Source organism: Streptomyces sp. NPDC050528 (assembly GCF_044457795.1).
Classification (GTDB): Bacteria; Actinomycetota; Actinomycetes; order Streptomycetales; family Streptomycetaceae; genus Streptomyces.
Window position 1 is genome coordinate 367,605 of record NZ_JBITHH010000013.1, and the last position, 18,009, is coordinate 385,613.

Here is an 18,009-nt window from a genome sequence, read left to right on the forward strand (position 1 = left end):
TCAGTCCTCCAGGGTGGCGACGAGTACGGCCTTGATGGTGTGCAGTCGGTTCTCCGCCTGGTCGAAGACGATCGCGGCGAGGATCCACAGCCCGATCAGCGCGATGAGGATCGAAATGGCCGTCTTGTGGCCGGTGTTGACGAACACCTCGACATAACCGACCCAGGCCACCACGATCGCGGCGTTCCCCGCCCAGGCGGTGATCCAGTACGACCAGGCGTTGAGGAATCCGGCGAACTCACCGAAGGCCTCACGGGCGTAGACGTACGGTCCGCCGCTCCCCGGGACGCGCTTCGACAGCGCCCCGAAGGTCACTGCCAGCGCGAGGCCGCCCAGCGTGACGATCCCGAACGCCACGAGCGCGATCGGCCCGTACGGTGCGAGGGCCGAGGGAAGGGCGAACACCCCGGTCCCGATGATGGTCCCGACCACGAGCGCGGTCGCACCGGAGAGGCCGAGTGCCGCCTTGGGCATCGCCCCTTCACTACGTCTTGGCGTCCTGGCCATGGTGGTACTCCTTGCGCGCGTCGCTGCGGGGGAATCGATCCGTGCCTGATCCTTCTCGGCGGCGGTCACCGTGGTCAGTGGCCGAATATCCCCACCCGGGGCCATTGGTCCCGGCTGTCAGGTCCCGAACGGCCCACCCACACGCCTCGTGGACGGGCCCCAGAATGTGCAACCGGCGTTCCGCTCGCGCCGGAACGGGCGTCAACTTCCGTACCGGTCGGACCAGTTGTGGACCATCAACAGGTCCCGTCGTGGCGTTGTCCGGTCGTCGCAGATCAGTCCCGAAGAGACTCCCCGGACGCGAGAGCCACCTGCGTACGGTCCCGGCACCGAGGCGGATCGGCACCGGTCCGCCGCAGCCGACGGAACACAAGGGGTGGCGCAGTGGCGAATGTGGAAGTGTCGCTGAAGGAAATGACGGCCGGGATCGAGGGGGCGTTGGGGGCCGCGGTCGTCGACTACACCAGCGGGATGGCGCTGGGCACGCTCGGCGGCAGCAAGAGCCTGGACCTGACGGTCGCCGCCGCCGGGAACACGGATGTGATCCGGGCCAAGGTGCGCACCATGGAGCAACTGGGCCTCAAGGGCCAGATCGAGGACATCCTGATCACGCTGGACAGCCAGTACCACCTGATCCGCCTGGTCACCGGCCGCAACGGCAACGGCCTGTTCCTGTACCTCGTGCTCGACAAGGGCCGCTCGAACCTGGCGATGGCCCGCCACCAACTCAAGCGCGTGGAGGAGGCGATCGAGATCTAGCCCGGCCCGACGTGCAGGGATCACGCCTGCCCTTGATGTGAAGACTTCTTCAACTCATCACATCAGCATGGTCACAAGGTGCGCCCGTGCAGGGCCACGGGCGTGAAGGATCGGCTTCCGAGGGCGGCCTGTGGTGTGACGCCGCCCTCGGAAGCCGCCACGTCCCGCGAGCCGCATTCCCACCCACCCGGCAAGGAGCGAGCATCCATGCAGGTCCCCCTTTACCAGGTCAAGGCGGACTTCTTCCGCATGCTCGGGCACCCCGTGCGCATCAGGGTGCTGGAACTCCTCCAGCACGGGCCGGTGTCCGTGCGGGACCTGCTCGCCGACATCGAGATCGAGCCGTCCAGCCTGTCGCAGCAACTGGCCGTCCTGCGCCGCTCCGGCATCGTCGTGTCCATGCGGGAGGGTTCCACGGTCCGCTACGCGCTCGCCGGTGGAGACGTCGCCGACCTCCTGCGCGCCGCGCGCCGCATCCTCACCGAACTCCTCACCGGACAGAACCAGATCCTCGCCGAACTCCAGCAGGCGGACACCCCGGAGCAACCGCTGCCCACATCTCGGTGACGCCGGGACGCCGTTCGCGACGTCAGCGAGCGCAAGGCCGCAGGGAGAGGTTCTGCGCGGCCTGAGCCGGAATGCCGAACGCAGATCGGCATTACGAACCCGTTGCGAGCCCGAGAGGTTCCGCGGGACCCCGCATCCGTACTCCCGTACGTGCGGTTTCCGAACCGGACAGGAGACATGGTGCTCGTTTCACGCAACGCGGCGGGAACTCTCTTCGTGGGTGGTGCGCTCAGCCTCACCCTCGGATCGCTCCTCTACCCCGCCGTGCTCGGAGTCCAGAAGGTCCACAGCGCGCCCGAGCGGGTCATCGCCACCCCGGCCACCGGACCGCTGACGGAAGCCGACCGGGATTTCGTGGTCGAGGTGCGCTCCGCCGGACTGTGGGAGTACCCCGTCGGTCAGATGGCGTTACGGAAGGGCACGACGAAAGCGGTCAGGACCGCAGGGGAGCATCTGATCGACGGGCGTGCCTCGCTGGACGCCGCCAGCCGCGAAGTCGCCGGCCGGCTGGACATCACCCTGCCCAATCGGCCGTCGCCCCAACAGCGGGGCTTCGTGGCCACGTTGAAGGCGGACACCGGCAAAAAGTTCGACACCGACATGGTCACCCTCCTGCGCGCGGTGGACGGCCAGGCCCTCTCCACGATCGCGAGCGTCCGCACGACCACGAGGAACTCACTGGTCCGCGCCCTGGCCGACCGGGCCAACGACACCGACCTGGACCACCTCACGGTCCTGGAGAAGACCGGCCTGGTCGACTTCGGCCAGGTCCTCCCCCAGGAGACCACCGCGCCCACGCTCCCGGCTCAGGACATGACCCCGCCGCCCCCGGCCGCGACACAGCCGCAGGTCGTTCTCACCCCGCAGGCGACCAGCACGCTCTCGCCAAGTCCGTCGGTGCGCTGAGGACAGGGGCCGAGCCGTCCGCATCGACCAGACCGCCGCGTCCTGCCCAACCGGGGGCAATCGGCAGGTGCGCAGGGACCTTCGGCCCCTGCCCTCGCCAACATCCCGCGAGTTGGCTTGGTGGCATGGCCGCCACGCTCGTCCCGAGCAGCCCGGCGCCACCCCGCGGCACACACCGGAGAACCACCTCGGGTGTCAGGCGCGCAGGATCCCGAACACTGTCGGCCGTCCGTACAACCCGGGCGGCAGAACGGAGGGAGGTCGTACGCAGCGGCGGGAAATACGTGAAGACCAGCACCGGCTACGACCTGACGCAGTTGATCGTCGGCTCCGAGGGCACCCTCGCCCTCGTCACCGAGGCGACCCTGCGTCTCAAGCCCCGCGCCGGGCACGGCGCGACAGTGCTGGCGCCGTTCGCCACGGCCGAGGAGATCGCGCGGGCCGTGCAGCACCTGCTGACCGGAGGCCTGGACCCGCCGGCCCTGGAGTACGTCGACACGCTCACGACGGCCGCGATGACGGCCCAGCAGGATCTCGGGCTCGGCATCCCCCAGCACGTCCGCACAACCGCGCTCGGCTATCTGGTCGTGGTCCTCGAAGCCGATGTGGAAACCCTGGGCGGGCAGTTGCTCGACCTGGGCGCGGCCGACGTCTACGTGCTGCCGACAGCGGCGGCACGCCCACTGATCGAGGCGCGGGAACGGGCCTTCTGGGCGGCCAAGTCGGCCTGCGCCGACGAGATCATGGACATCGTCGTACCCCGTGCGTCCCTCCCCCGGCTGCTCGCCGAGGCGGACGTGATCGCCCGGGACAGCGCGTCGATCGTCACCGGCTGCGGGCGCGCGGGAGACGGCAACGTGCATCTCGCGGTCTTCCAGCCGGACGAGAAGCTGTGGGACAAGGTCCTACGGAGTCTGTTCCGCGCGTGAGTTGACCTCGGCGAGGCCGTCGTACCGGCCCTGTTCTGAGACGCTGAGACGGCGGGTGCACGGTCCTCAGGGACCCCCCACCCGCCGCCCACGGCGCCCCTTCTACCTGCTGTCACTCCACCCGGTGATGTCCATCAGGGCCGCCCGCCCCGCCTCCAGCCGTGCCGCCGGGATACGGAACGGCGAGCAGGAGACATAGTCGAGCCCCACCCGGTGGAAGAAGTGGATGGACTCGGGGTCTCCGCCGTGTTCGCCGCAGACCCCGGTCTCCAGGCGGGAGTTGACGGCTCGGCCCGCCTCGACGGCCATTTCCACGAGTCGGCCCACGCCCTCCTGGTCGATCGTCTCGAACGGCGACACGGTGAAGACGCCCTTCTCCAGGTACAGCGGGAAGAAGGAGGCCTCGGCGTCGTCGCGGGACAGGCCCCAGGTGGTCTGGGTCAGGTCGTTGGTGCCGAAGGAGAAGAAGTCGGCCGCTTCGGCGATGCGTCCGGCGGTGAGTGCGGCGCGCGGCAGCTCGATCATCGTGCCGATCGGGCAGTCGAGGGTCGTGCCGGTCTCGGTCTCGACCTCGGCGAGGACCGCTTCCGCCTCGGTGCGCGCCAGGCGCAGCTCCTCGACCGTGTCGACGAGCGGGATCATGATCTCGGCGCGTGGCCGGCCGCCGGCCCGCAGTCGCGCGACCACGGCTTCGGCGATCGCCCGCACCTGCATGGCCATCAGACCGGGTACGGCCAGGCCGAGTCGGACGCCGCGCAGTCCGAGCATGGGGTTCTGCTCGTGCATGCGCTCGACGGCGGCGAGGAGTTCGCGGTCGTGCGGGTCGGGGTGCTCGGTGCGGGCCAGGCGTACGGCCAACTCCGTGCGGTCGGGCAGGAATTCGTGCAGTGGCGGGTCGATGAGCCGGATGGTCACCGGCAGGCCGTCCATCGCCGTGAGGATGCCGGTGAAGTCCTCGCGTTGCAGCGGCAGTAGGGCGGCGAGAGCCTTCTGGCGGGCGTTGTCGTCGCGGGCCAGGATCATCGCCTCGACCAACGCCCTGCGCTCGCCCAGGAACATGTGCTCGGTGCGGCACAGGCCGATGCCCTGCGCGCCCAGGCTGCGGGCGCGTACGGCGTCCTCGGGGGTGTCGGCGTTGGCCCGGACTTCGAGGCGTCGTACGGAGTCGGCGTGAGCGAGGGCGCCCAGGACCGCCTCCGTCAGGGGACCGCTCGCAGTGCCGGTCTCCAGGGCGCGGCCGACGTCGGACGCGGTCAGCGGGAGTGCGCCGAGGTGGACGGTGCCGGCGGTGCCGTCGACGGAGACGGTGTCGCCCTCGTGCACCAACACGCCCGATTCCGTGGTGAATTGGCGTGCCACCGGGTCGACGGTGAGGGCTTCGGCGCCGCAGACGCAGACCTTGCCCATGCCGCGTGCGACGACGGCCGCGTGGCTGGTCTTGCCGCCGCGGCTGGTCAGGACGGCCTGTGCGGCGATCATGCCGGGGAGGTCGTCGGGGGTGGTCTCCCGGCGGACCAGGACCGTGTCCTCGCCGGCCGCGGCCCGTCGTACGGCCTCGGCGGAGTCGAAGACCACGACGCCGACCGCCGCCCCCGGGGAGGCGGGGACGCCGTGGGCGAGAGGTACGTCGGCGGGGGTGGTGTCGAAGCGGGGGAACATCAGGCGGGTCAGTTCGGCGCCGTCGACGCGGACCAGGGACTCGTCCGGTGTGATCGTGCCCTCCACGCGCAGGTCGTGGGCGATACGGAAGGCGGCCTCGGCGGTGCGCTTGCCGACACGGGTCTGCAGGATCCACAGCTTGCCGCGCTCGACGGTGAACTCCACGTCACACAGGTCGCGGTAGTGCTGCTCCAACGTGCGCAGGTGATGGGCGAGTTGGACGTACACACGCGGGTTGAGCCGCTTCAGCTCGCTCAGCGGCAGGGCGTCGCGGACGCCCGCGACGACGTCCTCGCCCTGCGCGTCGGGCAGGTAGTCGCCGTACATGCCGCGTTCGCCGGTGGCCGGATCGCGGGTGAAGGTGACACCGGTGCCGCTGCTTTCGAATGTCACCGGGGAACGGAGGTTGCCGAAGACCATCGCCTGGACGTTGACGGCGGTGCCGAGGTCCTCGGAGATGTGTTCGCGGCGGCGGTAGATGCGGGCGCGTTCGCCGTTCCAGGAGTCGAAGACCGCGCGGATGGCGCGGGTCAGCTGCTCGGCCGGGTCCTGAGGGAACTCCTCGCCGGTCTCCTTGCGGATGATGGCCTTGAACTCCTCGGTGATCAGGGCGAGTTCGGCGGTGTCGAGGTCGTGGTCGCCGGTCACCACACGCTGTGCCTTGTGCGTGGCGATGGCCTGCTCGAACAGGTCGCCGTCCACGCCCATCACGGTGTGCCCGAACATCTGGATGAGCCGCCGGTAGGAGTCCCACGCGAACCGCTCCTGCCCCGATGCTTCAGCGAGCCCGGTGACGGACTGGTCGTTGAGGCCGATGTCGAGGATGGTGTCCATCATGCCGGGCATGGAGAAGCGGGCGCCCGAGCGGACGGACACGAGCAGCGGATCGTCGGGGGCTCCGAGGGTGCGGCCCATGGTCCGCTCCAGTGCGGCGAGCGCGCGGGCCGTCTCGATGGACAGCTCGGGCGGCTCCTCGCCCGTCTTGAGGTAGGCCTTGCAGGCCTCGGTGGTGACGGTGAATCCGGGCGGCACGGGCAGCCCGAGCCGGGTCATCTCGGCCAGGCCCGCTCCCTTGCCCCCCAGCAGGGCGGCCATCTCGCGGCCGCCTTCGGCGAACGCGTACACGTACTTGGTCGGTGCGGTCATCACGACTCGGGCCTCTCACTCGTGGGGTACGACGGCCACGGGGCAGCCGACGATGGGGGTCCCCCCGCTCGAGCGAAGCCGAGAGTGGGGGCGGATGGCGGCGTGGGTGACGGGCCCGATGCGCGGTCCCGCCGGACGGTCGGTGAGGTGCCGGCCGACCACGAGGAGGCTCGCCCCGGAGGCGGCCCGGAGCAGCGCGGAGCGGGCCCGGCCCTCCACGACCGTCTCGGCGACCTCGACGCCGGGGTACTTGTCGCGCCACACCTGGAGCACGGCGGACAGGAAGCCGAGCCATTCCCCGGCCCACTGTGGTCCGCTCACCAGGCCGATCTCACCGGGGCCGAGCCCCAGTGGGGACGGCGGCTGCCAGGCGTGGACCACACGGAGGCGCGCGCCGCGCAGCCGGGCCGCCTCGAAGGCGAATGCGATCACCGTGTCGCAGGGATCGCCCAGGTCGACGCCCAGGATCACGTCCCGGTAGCCGGTCAGGATGGACGGGCGCCCGCCGGGCGCAGGGAGGTGTTCGTCGGCAGGTTCCTCGCCCGCCCGGACGAGGACCACGGGACGGGTGGCACGGGCCACCACCCCCTGCGCGACCGAGCCGACCAGGAATCCGGTGACCCCGCTCAGGCCGCGTGAGCCGAGTACGAGCAGCTCGGACTCCTCGGCCGCCTTCAGCAGGGCGGCCGTCGCGGGACCCTCCATCTGCTCGTCGTACGGGCGGATGTTCGGGGCGACGGCACGGACCCGCCCCCTGGCCTGTCGCAGGACGCGCGCCGCCTGATGGCGCTGCGCGGCCGTGACGGGCTCGCCGTCGTCCTGGCGCGGGTGCCAGTTCCAGACGTGGGTCAGCCGCAACGGCAGGTCGCGGCGTGCCGCCTCGCGGGCGGCCCACTCGGCGGCGGCGAGACTCTCGGCGGAACCGTCGACTCCGGCGATGACGGGCGGCAGCATGATCCGCACCTCCTGCGCTCGGTCTGCTCCTCCCCTCCAGGGTCGTCCCGGGGTCTACCGGCAGGTATGGGCCGCCAGGTCTCCAACCGGGGTCCGTTCGGCCCCAGCGCTCGCCCGCCCCGCACGGTCAGAGTGGTAGGGCCACGGACCTGGAGGGCGGCACACCATGGAACGAGTGATCATCACCGGCGTCGACCGGTCGGCGCGCAGCCGCGTCGCCGCGGACTGGGCGGCACGCGAGGCGCTGCGGCGCGGACTGCCGCTGCGGGTGGTGCATGTGGCGCCGCCCGAGAACCTGGACCCGGTGGAGCAGTGGCCCTACCGCCCGGACACCGTGGCGGACCACGTGGTCGCCGAACTCGCCGCACGGCACCCGTCGTTGACGGTCCGGGCGGTGAGCCTCACCGGAGCGCCCGTCCCCGAGCTGCGGGCGGCGAGCGCACATGCGGAACTCGTCGTCCTCGGCCTGCGCGGCGAGGGTCAGCACACCCGGATGCCCCTGGGCTCGACCGCGGCGGCACTCGCCGCAGGCTGCGCCCGGCCCCTGGTGCTCGTACCCGGGACCCTCGCGGGACTCGATGTGCCGGGCCACACCGACGCGGTGACCGTGGGTGTCGACGCCCGGGACCCGGCGGGCGGCGCGCTCGGCTTCGCCTTCGAGGCCGCCCGGCTGCACGGCGTCCGGCTGCACGCGCTGCACGCCTGGGCGCTGCCGGCGGGCGCCGCCGCGTCGCCCGTCCCCGTGTCGGAGACGGATCGTGCCACCTGGGAGGACCGCGAGGAGGATCTGCTGTCCGACGCGCTGCGGCCGTGGCGCGGGAAGTACCCGGAGGTGGAGGTCCGGGAGGACGTGCTGCTGTTCCCGCCGGCCGAGGCCCTGGCCCACGCCTCCGAGGCATCCGGGCTGGTGGTGATCGGACGCCACACCGCCCCGGGTGCCACCGCCCAGGCCCTCCTGAAGCACGCGCACTGCCCGGTCGCCGTCGTGCCGTCGTAGCCCGCAGGGGAGGTTCGGCCCCGCCGAACAGGCCGTTCGGCCCCTGTGGGCCGGGGTGAGCGCGACGCACGGTGAGAGGTATGGCGAGGCCTTCCCACGACTGACCGGGCTACGGCAACGCGCTGCGCTCACCGTGGCCTGCGACAGCCCGCGGACTTCCGGCCTCCCTGCCCGCACCCCCCCGCTCGAAGCCGACGCCGGGAACCCGCCCCTGGCACAAACCCCCGGTCGTCGCGCTGGAAGCCGAACACGAAACAGAGGCGAACTGATGCCCCCGTCAATGGCACTCCGTGTGAACCACGCACTGCCCCAGGTGCATCGCGAACGGCTGCTCCACTTCGGCCGCGAGGTGCGTTTCCCGCCGGACACCCGGCTGTTCGAGGAGGGCGGGCACGCCGACCGGTTCTGGATCATCCAGCACGGCACCGTCGCCCTCGACATGCAAGTGCCCGACCGTCGGCCCCCGGTCGTCGAGACCCTCGGAGTCGGTGATCTCGTCGGCTGGTCCTGGCTCTACGAGCCCTACGCCTGGCAGTTGGGCGCCGCGACGGTGACCCAAGTGCAGGCCTACGAGTTCGACGCGGTCGGCGTCCGGCTGCTGTGCCTGGACGACGCCGAGTTCGGCCGGTCCGTCGAGCACTGGGTCGGCCGGGTGCTGGCCCACCGGTTGACCGCCGCCCGGGCCCTGTTGGTCTCCCTTCACACGCCGCACGAAACCGAGGGACCGCGATGACCGCCATACGCACCGGCCCGACCCGGAGTTCCACTCGCTTCCTCGACTGAAGGTCCTCGGGCGAGTACCGGGATCCCGCTCGCCCGCCAACTGCCGGATGGACTGGGGGAGATCGCTGCTCAAGGTCGACTGCACCACTTCGGCGAAACCGATCAGCTTGCACCCGCTGCGGCACTCCGCGCCCGAGCACGTGCGAGATTGGTACGTGCGATCCGCGCCGGCACGCTGTTTTCGCCACAGACTGCTGCTACCGAGGTAAGCATGGCTTCGGCATTCGGGACGTCCGCGTTCTCCCCGTAATACTTCATCACACCGGCCAGCATGGCCTCGGTGTCCGCCGCCGGTTCCGGCTGTGCCGGCGTCCAGGTCCGGACCCGTCGACGCCGTCGCTCCGCCGGGGTCTCACTCGCCCGTGCGCGTTTCTCCCGCTCCGCCCGCTTGTCCCTCTCCCGCTCGACACTTCGATCCCTCATGCGCGCCTGCTTTGCCGCCTCACGTTCCCGGCGCTCTGCACGTCGCGCTTCGAACGACTCCAGTTCTTTCACCCGGCGGTCACGCTGAGGCTGCTCGATATCCGGGCGGGCTGCCCGTGCCTGGGGAAATCGGACGCCAGCACGTCCACGGCGCGATCCACGATCTGCCCATGCGGAAGCCGCCACAGAAAAGTCCGTCGTCATGGCCTTCTCTGCGAGAAAGCGGCCCGGATGGTCGACCGCGTCACACGAGTCCCAGATGTGCTTCGCCGGCGGACACACTTCCGCGACAGCACGCTTGAATAATGGGGTCAGGTCACCATGGATGATCCGGGCCACATCCACGCAATTCCTGATGACTGCGGTGATTCGCACGCTCTTACCCCCGATGGCCGCCGTCCCTGGCCAGTTACCCACCTGCGCAGCACGTGAGACCGGGTGGTCGATTCGTTCCCGCCCATGGGTACGTACTGCTCCTGAAGACGTTCCCGATGAGGACAACGGTTGCGGAAGCGCCACCAAGCTCTCCGGGAAAATCCTGCCGTACGCCCGGAACAACCCCGGCGCATCGGTTCCGCACCGGAGCTGTTCCCTGCCAAGGAGAGGTCCGGCAGCTTCAGTCCTCCCCCCGCTCTTTCAGCAGCTCGTCCGCGATTCGTGTCGCCCATTCCTCGATCGCGCCGAAGTCGCGGAAGTCCCCGCCCTTCCCGTTGCGCACGATCGACTGGGCGATCCGTCCCTTGGCCCCTTCCTCCAGGCAACCGCCGAAGGTGGCATGGCCCCTGACGTCGAGCCGGGTGACGGCACGCCGTACGCCGTGCACGGGCGGGATGTCCCGCTCCGAGGCGGAGGGATCGAGCGGTCCGCTGCTGAAGAACCACACCGGGCGCGCGGCCAGTTGGCGACCGTGCCGACTCAGGAACCGGCGGGCGTCGCGGTGCCAGCGGGCGGCGTACAGAGCGCCGCCGACCACCACGGCGTCGTACGGCGTCACGTCCACGACGGACCTGGCTGGCAGCAGGTCGGGAACGAGCCCCGCCTTGCGCAGGACCTCGGCCACGGTCTCGGCGATCTGTGCGGTGGATCCGTTGGTGGTCCCGTAGGCCACCAGCACACTGGTTGGCATGGCGTTCGTCTCCTCTCAGTTCACAGGTGGCGCACCCAGGTGTCGGTGACACCGCGGTAGGTCTGCTCCTCGGGGTGGATGCGGGAGTCGTCCGTCCGGTAGGAGAGCTTCTCCACGACCGCGACGACCCCGTCGATCTGCCGGACCATGGAGACGGCGATCTCCGTCTCGCTCTTGCGCTCCATGTGGCCGGAGAGCGTGACGACGCCCTCCACCACGGAGACGTCGACGGTGCTCGGCGCCAGCCACAGAGCACGGACCAGGACCTCGTCGACGACCTCGTCACGGATCTCCGTGTCGGGCCGCAGGAAGACCTGGAGCACGTCGCGGCGGGTGACGATGCCGACGAGCCGATGCTCCTCGTCGAGGACCGGCAGCCGCTCCACACGGTGCTGGGCCATGGTCCGGGCGGCCTCGACGATGGTGTCCTCTGCGTGCACGGTGACGGGCGGCGCGGTCATCAGCCGGCCGGCGGTCCGGGCGGTCGCCTTCGCGGCCCGCCGCTTGGCGCTGCGCGTCAGGTCGGCGAACCGGAACCGCTTCTTCGGCTCGTACGGGTCGGGTGCTTCGGCCTGGTGGGCCATCAGGTCCGTCTCGGAGACGACTCCGATGACCTGGTCGTCCTCGTCGACGACGGGCAGGCCGCTGACGCGGTGTTCGCCGAGCAGGCGTGCCACCTCTTTGAACGGCGTTCCGTACGTGGCCCGGACGACCTCCGTGGTCATCACGGAGCCGACCTTGTTGTGCTTCATGGTGTTCCCTCCTCAGCGAAGTCGGCGCAGATACGGGTCCTGCGGCCTGGTGGGCAGCAGGCGGACGCGGGCATCGAGGACGGAGACGCCGCCCGGTGCCGCGAGTACGGGGTTGAAGTCGGCCTCGGCCAGCTGCGGCAGGTCGCTCGCCATCCGGGAGAGCCGCAGCAGCAGTTGTTCGAGGCCTTCGAGGTCGACGGGCGGGCTGCCGTGCGCGCCGAACAGGAGCGGGGCGCAGCGCGGGGCCGTGATCAGGTCGTGCACGTCGTGGTCGGTGAGCGGGGCGAGCCGGGCGGTGTGATCGGCGAGGATCTCCGTGGCGGTGCCACCGAGGCCGAAGAGGACGAGCGGTCCGAAGACCTGGTCCTGGACGACGCCGGCGAACAGCTCGGTGCCACGCTCGGCGAGCGGCTGCACGACCACGCCCGTCATGAGTCCGGCGAACCGGGTCCCCAAGTCCCGGAAGGCGGCGCGTACTTGGGCGTCGCCGCGCAGGTCGAGGTGGACGGCGTGCTGTTCGCTCTTGTGCAGCAGGCCCGGCCAGTGGGCCTTCATGACCACCCGGCCGTCGGCGCCGCGCAGCCGGTCGGCGGCGAGGACGGCGTCGTCCTCGGTCTCCGCCCAGGCCCAGGCGAGCTGGGGAATGCCGTAGCAGCCGAGGAGTTCGGCGCACTGGCGCGGGCCGAGCCAGCCGCCGTCCGGGTTCGCTTCGAGGTAGGCCTCGACGACGGTGTGGGCGCGCACCGTCTCGACTCCGTCGAGGTCGGGGATCGTCCCGGCGGGCCGGGCGAGCCAGGCCGCGCGGTGGGCGGCGTGGGCCAACGCCCTTGCCGCCGCCTGGGGTTCGGCGTAAGCGGGGACGGTTCGCAGGTCGGTCGTGGGCAACAGCTCGACCGGCAGGGCCTGTTCGAGCCGGACCACGGCAACCGGCTTGGGCCTGTGGCCCGTTGCCAAGGTCAGAGCGCGCACGAGGTCGTCGCCGGTCGCCGCGGCGACCGCCGTGGGGACCAGCGCCACCAGGACGGCGTCGATGCCGGGGTGCCGCATGACGCGGTCCACGCAGTCCTTGAGCTGCTCCTCGGAGACGGCCGCGGTGGCGTCGACGGGGTTGCCGATCGCGGCGCCCTCGGGGAGTACGGCGAGCAGGTCGTCGACGAGTTCGGGGGTGGGGGTGGGCAGGCTGAGCCCGGCCTCGGCACAGGCGTCGGCCGCGAGGACCCCGGCTCCCCCGGCGTTGGTGACGATCAGGACGCGGGATCCGGTCGGCAGCGGCTGGGAGTGCAACAGGGCGGCTGCTTCGAGGAGTTCGCCGACGGAGCGGGTCGCGGTGATGCCTGCCTGGGTGAACAGCGCCCCGCGTGTCATGGTGCGGGTGGCGGCCGCCGCGGTGTGCGAGGCGGCGGCGCGGCGGCCGGCGTCGGTGCGGCCCGCGTCGACGGTCAGGACGGGCATCCGGCGCGTCACGCGGCGGGCGGTACGGGAGAACGCCCGCGGGTTGCCGAAGGACTCCAGATGCAGCAGGGCCAGGTCGGTGGTGCCGTCGCTCTCCCACCACTGGAGCATGTCGTTGCCGCTGACGTCGAACTTGTCGCCCAGGGACGCGAAGGTCGAGACGCCGATGCCGAGCCGGGACAGCCCGTCGAGCAGGGCGATGCCGATGCCGCCGGACTGCACGGCGATGCCCGCGGTGCCGGGGCGGGGATGGTCGGCGGCGAAGGTCGCGTCGAGGTTCAGTTCCGGGTCGGTGTTGGAGACCCCGAGGCAGTTGGGGCCCACCAGCCGCATGCCGTACGTCCGGCAGGCCGCCGTCAGCGCCTCGGCCTGCGCGGGGTCGAGTCCCGCGGTGACGACGAGGAGGGCGCGTGCGCCTGCCTTGCCGCACTCCTCGGCGGTGGCCGGGACGGCGGCGGCGGGGACGGCGACGACCACGAGGTCGGGTGTCTTCGGCAGCGCGCCGACCGAGGGGTAACTGGGCACGCCGAGGATCGAGGTCGCGGCGGGGTTCACCGCGAAGAGGCGACGGGTGAAGCCGCCCGCCTTCAGGTGGTGCAGGATCGCCCGGCCCACGGAACCGGCCCTGCGTCCGGCACCGACGACGGCGACCGCGTCGGGGCGCAGCAGCGGTACGAGACTGGCGACATCGGCCGCGCGGCCCCGTGCCTCGGTGGCCGACAGGTAGTTCTCGTCCTCGTCGAGTTCGATGGTGCAGCGCATCTCGGGGCCCTCGAAACGACGTGCGATGCGCAGGCCGAGGTCGGCGAAGAGCCGGAGGATCTCGTGGTTCTCGCTGAGCGCGTCGGCCGTGAACGTGGTGATGCCCTCGGCGCGGGCGGCGGAGACCAGGTGCTCGACGAGGAGGGTGCCGACGCCCCGGTGGTGCAGTCCGTCGGCGACCGCGACGGAGATGTCGGCCGCTGTGCCGGTGCCGCCGTTGTCGTACTCGGCGAGTCCGATCACCTGGCCCTTGGCCTCGGCCAGCAGGGCACGGTATCCGGGGTGCGGCCGGCAGGCGCGGTCGGCGGCCATCTCGGCGGACCGGCGGCTCACTCCGAAGAACCGCAGCCGCAGGTTCTCCGGGGACATCTCCTCGTAGAGTCCCTCCAGTTGGTCGTGATCGCCCGCCACCACGGGACGGATGCACACGGTGGTGCCGTCCGCCAGCAGCGCATGGACGGTGGGTCGGCTGAGTGCGTAATCCGTCATCACGGGTCTCCTCCAAGGTTCTTCGACACTTCGAGCGTCCCGCGGAACGGAGAAAGGCCCCATGGGCTGCCTGGGGGCGGACCATGGGGCCTTTCGGCCCTCGGAAACCAGCCGCACAGGCCCACCGCACGGGGCCTCTCGCGGTCGTGCTCAGTCGTCGGCGACCAGTGCCGTCAGGTCGAGGAGGCGGTTGGTGTAGCCCCACTCGTTGTCGTACCAGCCGAAGACCTTGGCCAGGGTGCCGTGCGCCTGGGTCAGGGCCGGGTCGAAGATGCACGACGAGGGGTCGCCGATGACGTCGCGGGAGACGATCGGGGCCTTCGAGACACGGAGGATGCCGTTGAGCGGGCCCTCGGCGGCCTCGTCGAAGACCGCGTTGATCTCCTCGGTCGTCACCTCGCGGCGCAGCACCACCGCGAGGTCGGTGAGCGAGCCGTCCTCGACGGGCACGCGTACGGCGATGCCGTCCAGGGCGCCGGCCAGCTCCGGCAGCACCAGGCCGACCGCACGCGCCGCGCCGGTGCTGGTCGGGATGATGCTCAGCGCCGCCGAGCGGGCCCGGCGCAGGTCCTTGTGCGGGCCGTCCAGCAGGGACTGGTCGTTGGTGTAGCCGTGGATGGTGGTCATCATGCCGCGCTCGATGCCGAAGGCGTCGTGCAGCACCTTGACCATCGAGGCGACGCAGTTGGTGGTGCAGGAAGCGGCCGAGACGATCCGGTCCTGCCTGCGGTCGTACGTCGAGTCGTTGACGCCCATGACGATGGTGGCGTCCGCGTTCTTGCCGGGCGCGGACAGCAGCACGGTGTGGGCGCCCGCCTTCAGGTGCAGGGCGGCCGAATCGCGGTCACGGAAGCGGCCCGTGGACTCGACGACGATGCCGGCGCCGTAGTCGGACCAGTGCAGGGCGGCCGGGTCGCGTTCGGCGCTGACGGCGATCCGCGTGCCGTCGACCGTGATCGAGCTGTCGTCGTGGCTCACCTCGCGTCCGATGCGCCCGAACGTCGAGTCGTACTCCAGGAGATGGGCGAGGGTGGCGGGCGAGGTGATGTCGTTGATCGCGACCACCTCGACGTCCTGGGTGCCCGCCTCGGCGCGGTCGAGTGCCGCGCGCAGATAGGTGCGGCCTATCCGGCCGAAGCCGTTGATGCCGACGCGTACGGTCATGGCGGCGAACTCCTTTGCAGAGCAGGGATGTTGTGGCGTGAGGTCAGGCGCCCCAGGTCCAGTCGGCGACCTCGGGCAGGTCGGTGCCGTGCTCGCGGATCCAGGCCTGGTGGCGGGTGCGGGCGTCGGCCATGGTCTGGCGTACGGCGGCGGCGCGTACCGCGAGGCCGGGGACGCGGTCGATGACGTCCATGACGAGGCGGTAGCGGTCGAGGTCGTTGCGGACGACCATGTCGAAGGGCGTGGTCGTGGTGCCGGACTCCTTGTAGCCGCGCACGTGCAGGTTGGCGTGGCCGGTGCGGCGGTAGGCGAGGCGGTGGATGAGCCACGGGTAGCCGTGGTAGGCGAAGATGACCGGCTTGTCCGCGGTGAAGAGGCCGTCGTACTCGAAGTCGCTCATGCCGTGCGGGTGTTCTTCGCGCGGCATGAGCCTCGTCATGTCGACCACGTTGACCACGCGGACGGCGAGGTCGGGCAGGTGCCTGCGCAGCAACTGCGCGGCGGCCAGCACCTCCAGGGTGGGAACGTCACCGGCCGCGGCGAGCACGACATCGGGTTCGCCGCCGTTCTCGGTGCCGGCCCACTCCCAGATCCCGGCGCCGCGCGCGCAGTGGGCGCGGGCCTGGTCCATGGAGAGCCAGTCGAAGCAGGGCTGCTTGCCGGCGACGACCACGTTGACGTAGTCGCGGCTGCGCAGCACGTGATCCGCCACCGAGAGAAGGGTGTTGGCGTCCGGCGGAAGGTAGACCCGGACGACCTCGGGGCTCTTGTTGAGGACGTGGTCGACGAAGCCGGGGTCCTGGTGCGAGAAGCCGTTGTGGTCCTGGCGCCACACATGGGACGTGAGCAGGTAGTTGAGGGAGGCGATGGGTGCGCGCCACGCCAACTCCCTCGATGTCTTCAGCCACTTGATGTGCTGGTTGACCATCGAGTCGACGATGTGCACGAACGCCTCGTAGCAGGAGAACAGTCCGTGCCGGCCGGTGAGGAGATAGCCCTCCAGCCAGCCCTGGCAGGTGTGTTCGGACAGGATCTCCATCACCCGGCCGTGCCGGTCCAAGTGCTCGTCGACCGGCAGGAACCCTGCCTGCCAGGCCTTGCCGCTGGCGTTGAACACGGCCTGGAGCCGGTTGGAGGCGGTCTCGTCGGGGCCGACGACGCGGAAGTCGCGGCTCGCCGAGGTGTCGTGCATGACCTGTTCGAGGAGGTCGCCGAGGATGCGGGTGGGCTCGTGCAGGGTGGTTCCGGGCTTGTCGACCGGGACCGCGAACTGGTCCAGGGAGGGGATCGGCAGATCGCGCACGAGGAGACCGCCGTTGGCGTACGGGCTGGAGCCGAGGCGCTTGGTGCCCTCGGGCAGGCAGGCGAGGACGTCCGCGACGGGCCGGCCCTCGGCGCCGAACAGCTTCTCCGGGTGGTAGGAGCGCAGCCACGCCTCCAACTGCCGTAGGTGCTCCGGGTTTTCGCGCACTTCGGACAGCGGGACCTGGTGGGCGCGCCAGGTGCCCTCGACCGGGACGCCGTCGACCTCGGCGGGACCGGTCCAACCCTTCGGGGTGCGCAGCACGATCATCGGCCAGTGCACGCGCTCGGTGGCGCCGTCCTCGCGGGCGGTCCGCTGCATCACGGCGATGCGGTCCAGCGCGTCGTCGAACGCGGCGGCCATCGCGCGGTGCACCGTGAGCGGGTCGTCACCGGTGACGTGGATCGGCTCGTGGCCGTATCCCCTGAGCAGTTCGTCGAGTTCGGACTCGGGGAGGCGGGAGAGCACGGTCGGGTTGGCGATCTTGTAGCCGTTGAGGTGCAGGATCGGCAGGACGGCACCGTCGTGGACCGGGTCGAGGAACTTGTTGGAGTGCCAGGCGGCGGCCAGCGGGCCGGTCTCCGCCTCGCCGTCGCCGATCACGCAGGCCACGAGGAGGTCCGGGTTGTCGAAGGCGGCGCCGTAGGCATGGGCGAGGGAGTAGCCGAGTTCGCCGCCCTCGTGGATCGATCCAGGCGTCTCCGGCGCCACATGGCTCGGCACCCCGCCGGGGAAGGAGAACTGCTTGAAGAGCCGCTCCATACCCGCTCCGTCACGCGAGACATTCGGGTAGGTCTCGCTGTAGCTGCCTTCCAGCCACGAGTTGGCGAGTACGGACGGGCCACCGTGTCCCGGGCCCCACACGCACAGCGCGTCCAGCTCACGCGCCTTGATCACCCGGTTGAGGTGGGTGTAGACGAGGTTGAGACCGGGCGAGGTACCCCAGTGGCCCAGGAGCCGGGGTTTGATGTGCTCCGGCTTCAGGGGTTCGGTGAGGAGCGGGTTCGCCATCAGGTAGATCTGGCCCGCCGCAAGGTAGTTGGCGGCTCGCCAGTGGGCGTCCAGGGTGCGCAGTTCGTCGTCGGAAAGTCCGGTCGCGGCGGGTTGTTCGGCCTTCTTCATCAAGAGCTCCGGGAGTCATCGGCATGGACAAGGGCGGGAGAAACGGCATGGCAGGCAAAGGACTGCGGGGCTGCCGCGCCGGACGTACGTGGGACAACTGCGTTGCTTACAAGTGAAGTTGGTGATCCGCCGCGGCGCCGAGAGCGCCGGGCGTCCGCCGCGCGATCAGTGGACCTGCGTCCCCGATCACGCGGCGGGTCTCCGAGCGG

General features: G+C 70.8%; 15 protein-coding genes. 6 read left to right on the forward strand and 9 right to left on the reverse strand.

The window, feature by feature from the left end; genetic code table 11:
• Entirely contained in the window at positions 1 to 507 is a 507-nt protein-coding gene (locus tag ACIBK4_RS38990; RefSeq protein ID WP_399002833.1) for an amino acid permease, read from the reverse strand.
• A gap of 384 nt (positions 508 to 891) precedes the next feature.
• Here ACIBK4_RS38990 and ACIBK4_RS38995 point away from each other — a divergent pair, with 384 nt between their 5' ends.
• The 4 genes from ACIBK4_RS38995 to ACIBK4_RS39010 all read left to right on the forward strand — a co-directional run bounded on the left by ACIBK4_RS38995 (position 892) and on the right by ACIBK4_RS39010 (position 3,668).
• A complete protein-coding gene (locus ACIBK4_RS38995) occupies positions 892 to 1,266 on the forward strand; it encodes a hypothetical protein (protein ID WP_390167723.1) in 375 nt (124 codons plus the stop codon).
• A gap of 207 nt (positions 1,267 to 1,473) precedes the next feature.
• Positions 1,474 to 1,833, forward strand: coding sequence for an ArsR/SmtB family transcription factor (locus tag ACIBK4_RS39000; RefSeq protein ID WP_390167722.1), 360 nt, complete (start codon positions 1,474 to 1,476; stop codon positions 1,831 to 1,833).
• Between the two features lie 177 nt (positions 1,834 to 2,010).
• Entirely contained in the window at positions 2,011 to 2,739 is a 729-nt protein-coding gene (locus tag ACIBK4_RS39005; protein ID WP_399002836.1) for a DUF4142 domain-containing protein, read from the forward strand.
• 284 nt (positions 2,740 to 3,023) lie between these two features.
• Positions 3,024 to 3,668, forward strand: a complete 645-nt coding sequence (locus ACIBK4_RS39010; RefSeq protein ID WP_399002838.1) for an FAD-binding oxidoreductase — start codon at positions 3,024 to 3,026, stop codon at positions 3,666 to 3,668.
• A gap of 102 nt (positions 3,669 to 3,770) precedes the next feature.
• Here ACIBK4_RS39010 and ppdK read toward each other — a convergent pair whose 3' ends face one another.
• Both ppdK and ACIBK4_RS39020 read right to left on the reverse strand, forming a co-directional pair.
• The gene (gene ppdK, locus ACIBK4_RS39015) at positions 3,771 to 6,473 is read right to left on the reverse strand and encodes a pyruvate, phosphate dikinase (RefSeq protein ID WP_399002840.1); all 2,703 of its coding nucleotides are present in this window, start codon (positions 6,471 to 6,473) and stop codon (positions 3,771 to 3,773) included.
• Between the two features lie 15 nt (positions 6,474 to 6,488).
• Entirely contained in the window at positions 6,489 to 7,427 is a 939-nt protein-coding gene (locus ACIBK4_RS39020; protein WP_399002842.1) for a universal stress protein, read from the reverse strand.
• 166 nt (positions 7,428 to 7,593) lie between these two features.
• On the opposite strand from ACIBK4_RS39020, the gene ACIBK4_RS39025 reads away from it, so the two are divergent.
• Positions 7,594 to 8,424, forward strand: a complete 831-nt coding sequence (locus tag ACIBK4_RS39025; protein WP_399002844.1) for a universal stress protein — start codon at positions 7,594 to 7,596, stop codon at positions 8,422 to 8,424.
• 268 nt (positions 8,425 to 8,692) lie between these two features.
• Positions 8,693 to 9,157 (forward strand): Crp/Fnr family transcriptional regulator, encoded by a 465-nt coding sequence (locus ACIBK4_RS39030; protein ID WP_399002846.1) that lies wholly within the window; start codon positions 8,693 to 8,695, stop codon positions 9,155 to 9,157.
• A 152-nt stretch (positions 9,158 to 9,309) separates the two neighbouring features.
• On the opposite strand, the gene ACIBK4_RS39035 is transcribed toward ACIBK4_RS39030, so the two are convergent.
• From ACIBK4_RS39035 to ACIBK4_RS39060, 6 genes are all read right to left on the reverse strand, one after another.
• Entirely contained in the window at positions 9,310 to 10,005 is a 696-nt protein-coding gene (locus ACIBK4_RS39035) for a hypothetical protein (protein ID WP_399002848.1), read from the reverse strand.
• Between the two features lie 241 nt (positions 10,006 to 10,246).
• Positions 10,247 to 10,756, reverse strand: coding sequence for a flavodoxin domain-containing protein (locus ACIBK4_RS39040; RefSeq protein ID WP_399002850.1), 510 nt, complete (start codon positions 10,754 to 10,756; stop codon positions 10,247 to 10,249).
• 20 nt (positions 10,757 to 10,776) lie between these two features.
• On the reverse strand, positions 10,777 to 11,508 hold the full coding sequence (locus tag ACIBK4_RS39045) for a CBS domain-containing protein (protein WP_399002852.1): 732 nt from the start codon (positions 11,506 to 11,508) through the stop codon (positions 10,777 to 10,779).
• Between the two features lie 12 nt (positions 11,509 to 11,520).
• A complete protein-coding gene (locus ACIBK4_RS39050; RefSeq protein ID WP_399002854.1) occupies positions 11,521 to 14,211 on the reverse strand; it encodes a GNAT family N-acetyltransferase in 2,691 nt (896 codons plus the stop codon).
• 150 nt (positions 14,212 to 14,361) lie between these two features.
• Positions 14,362 to 15,375 carry a type I glyceraldehyde-3-phosphate dehydrogenase gene (gap, locus tag ACIBK4_RS39055; RefSeq protein WP_399002856.1) on the reverse strand — a complete coding sequence of 338 codons (1,014 nt, stop codon included), beginning with the start codon at positions 15,373 to 15,375 and terminating at the stop codon, positions 14,362 to 14,364.
• Between the two features lie 43 nt (positions 15,376 to 15,418).
• Positions 15,419 to 17,800, reverse strand: coding sequence for a phosphoketolase (locus ACIBK4_RS39060; RefSeq protein ID WP_399002858.1), 2,382 nt, complete (start codon positions 17,798 to 17,800; stop codon positions 15,419 to 15,421).
• Positions 17,801 to 18,009 lie beyond the last annotated feature (209 nt).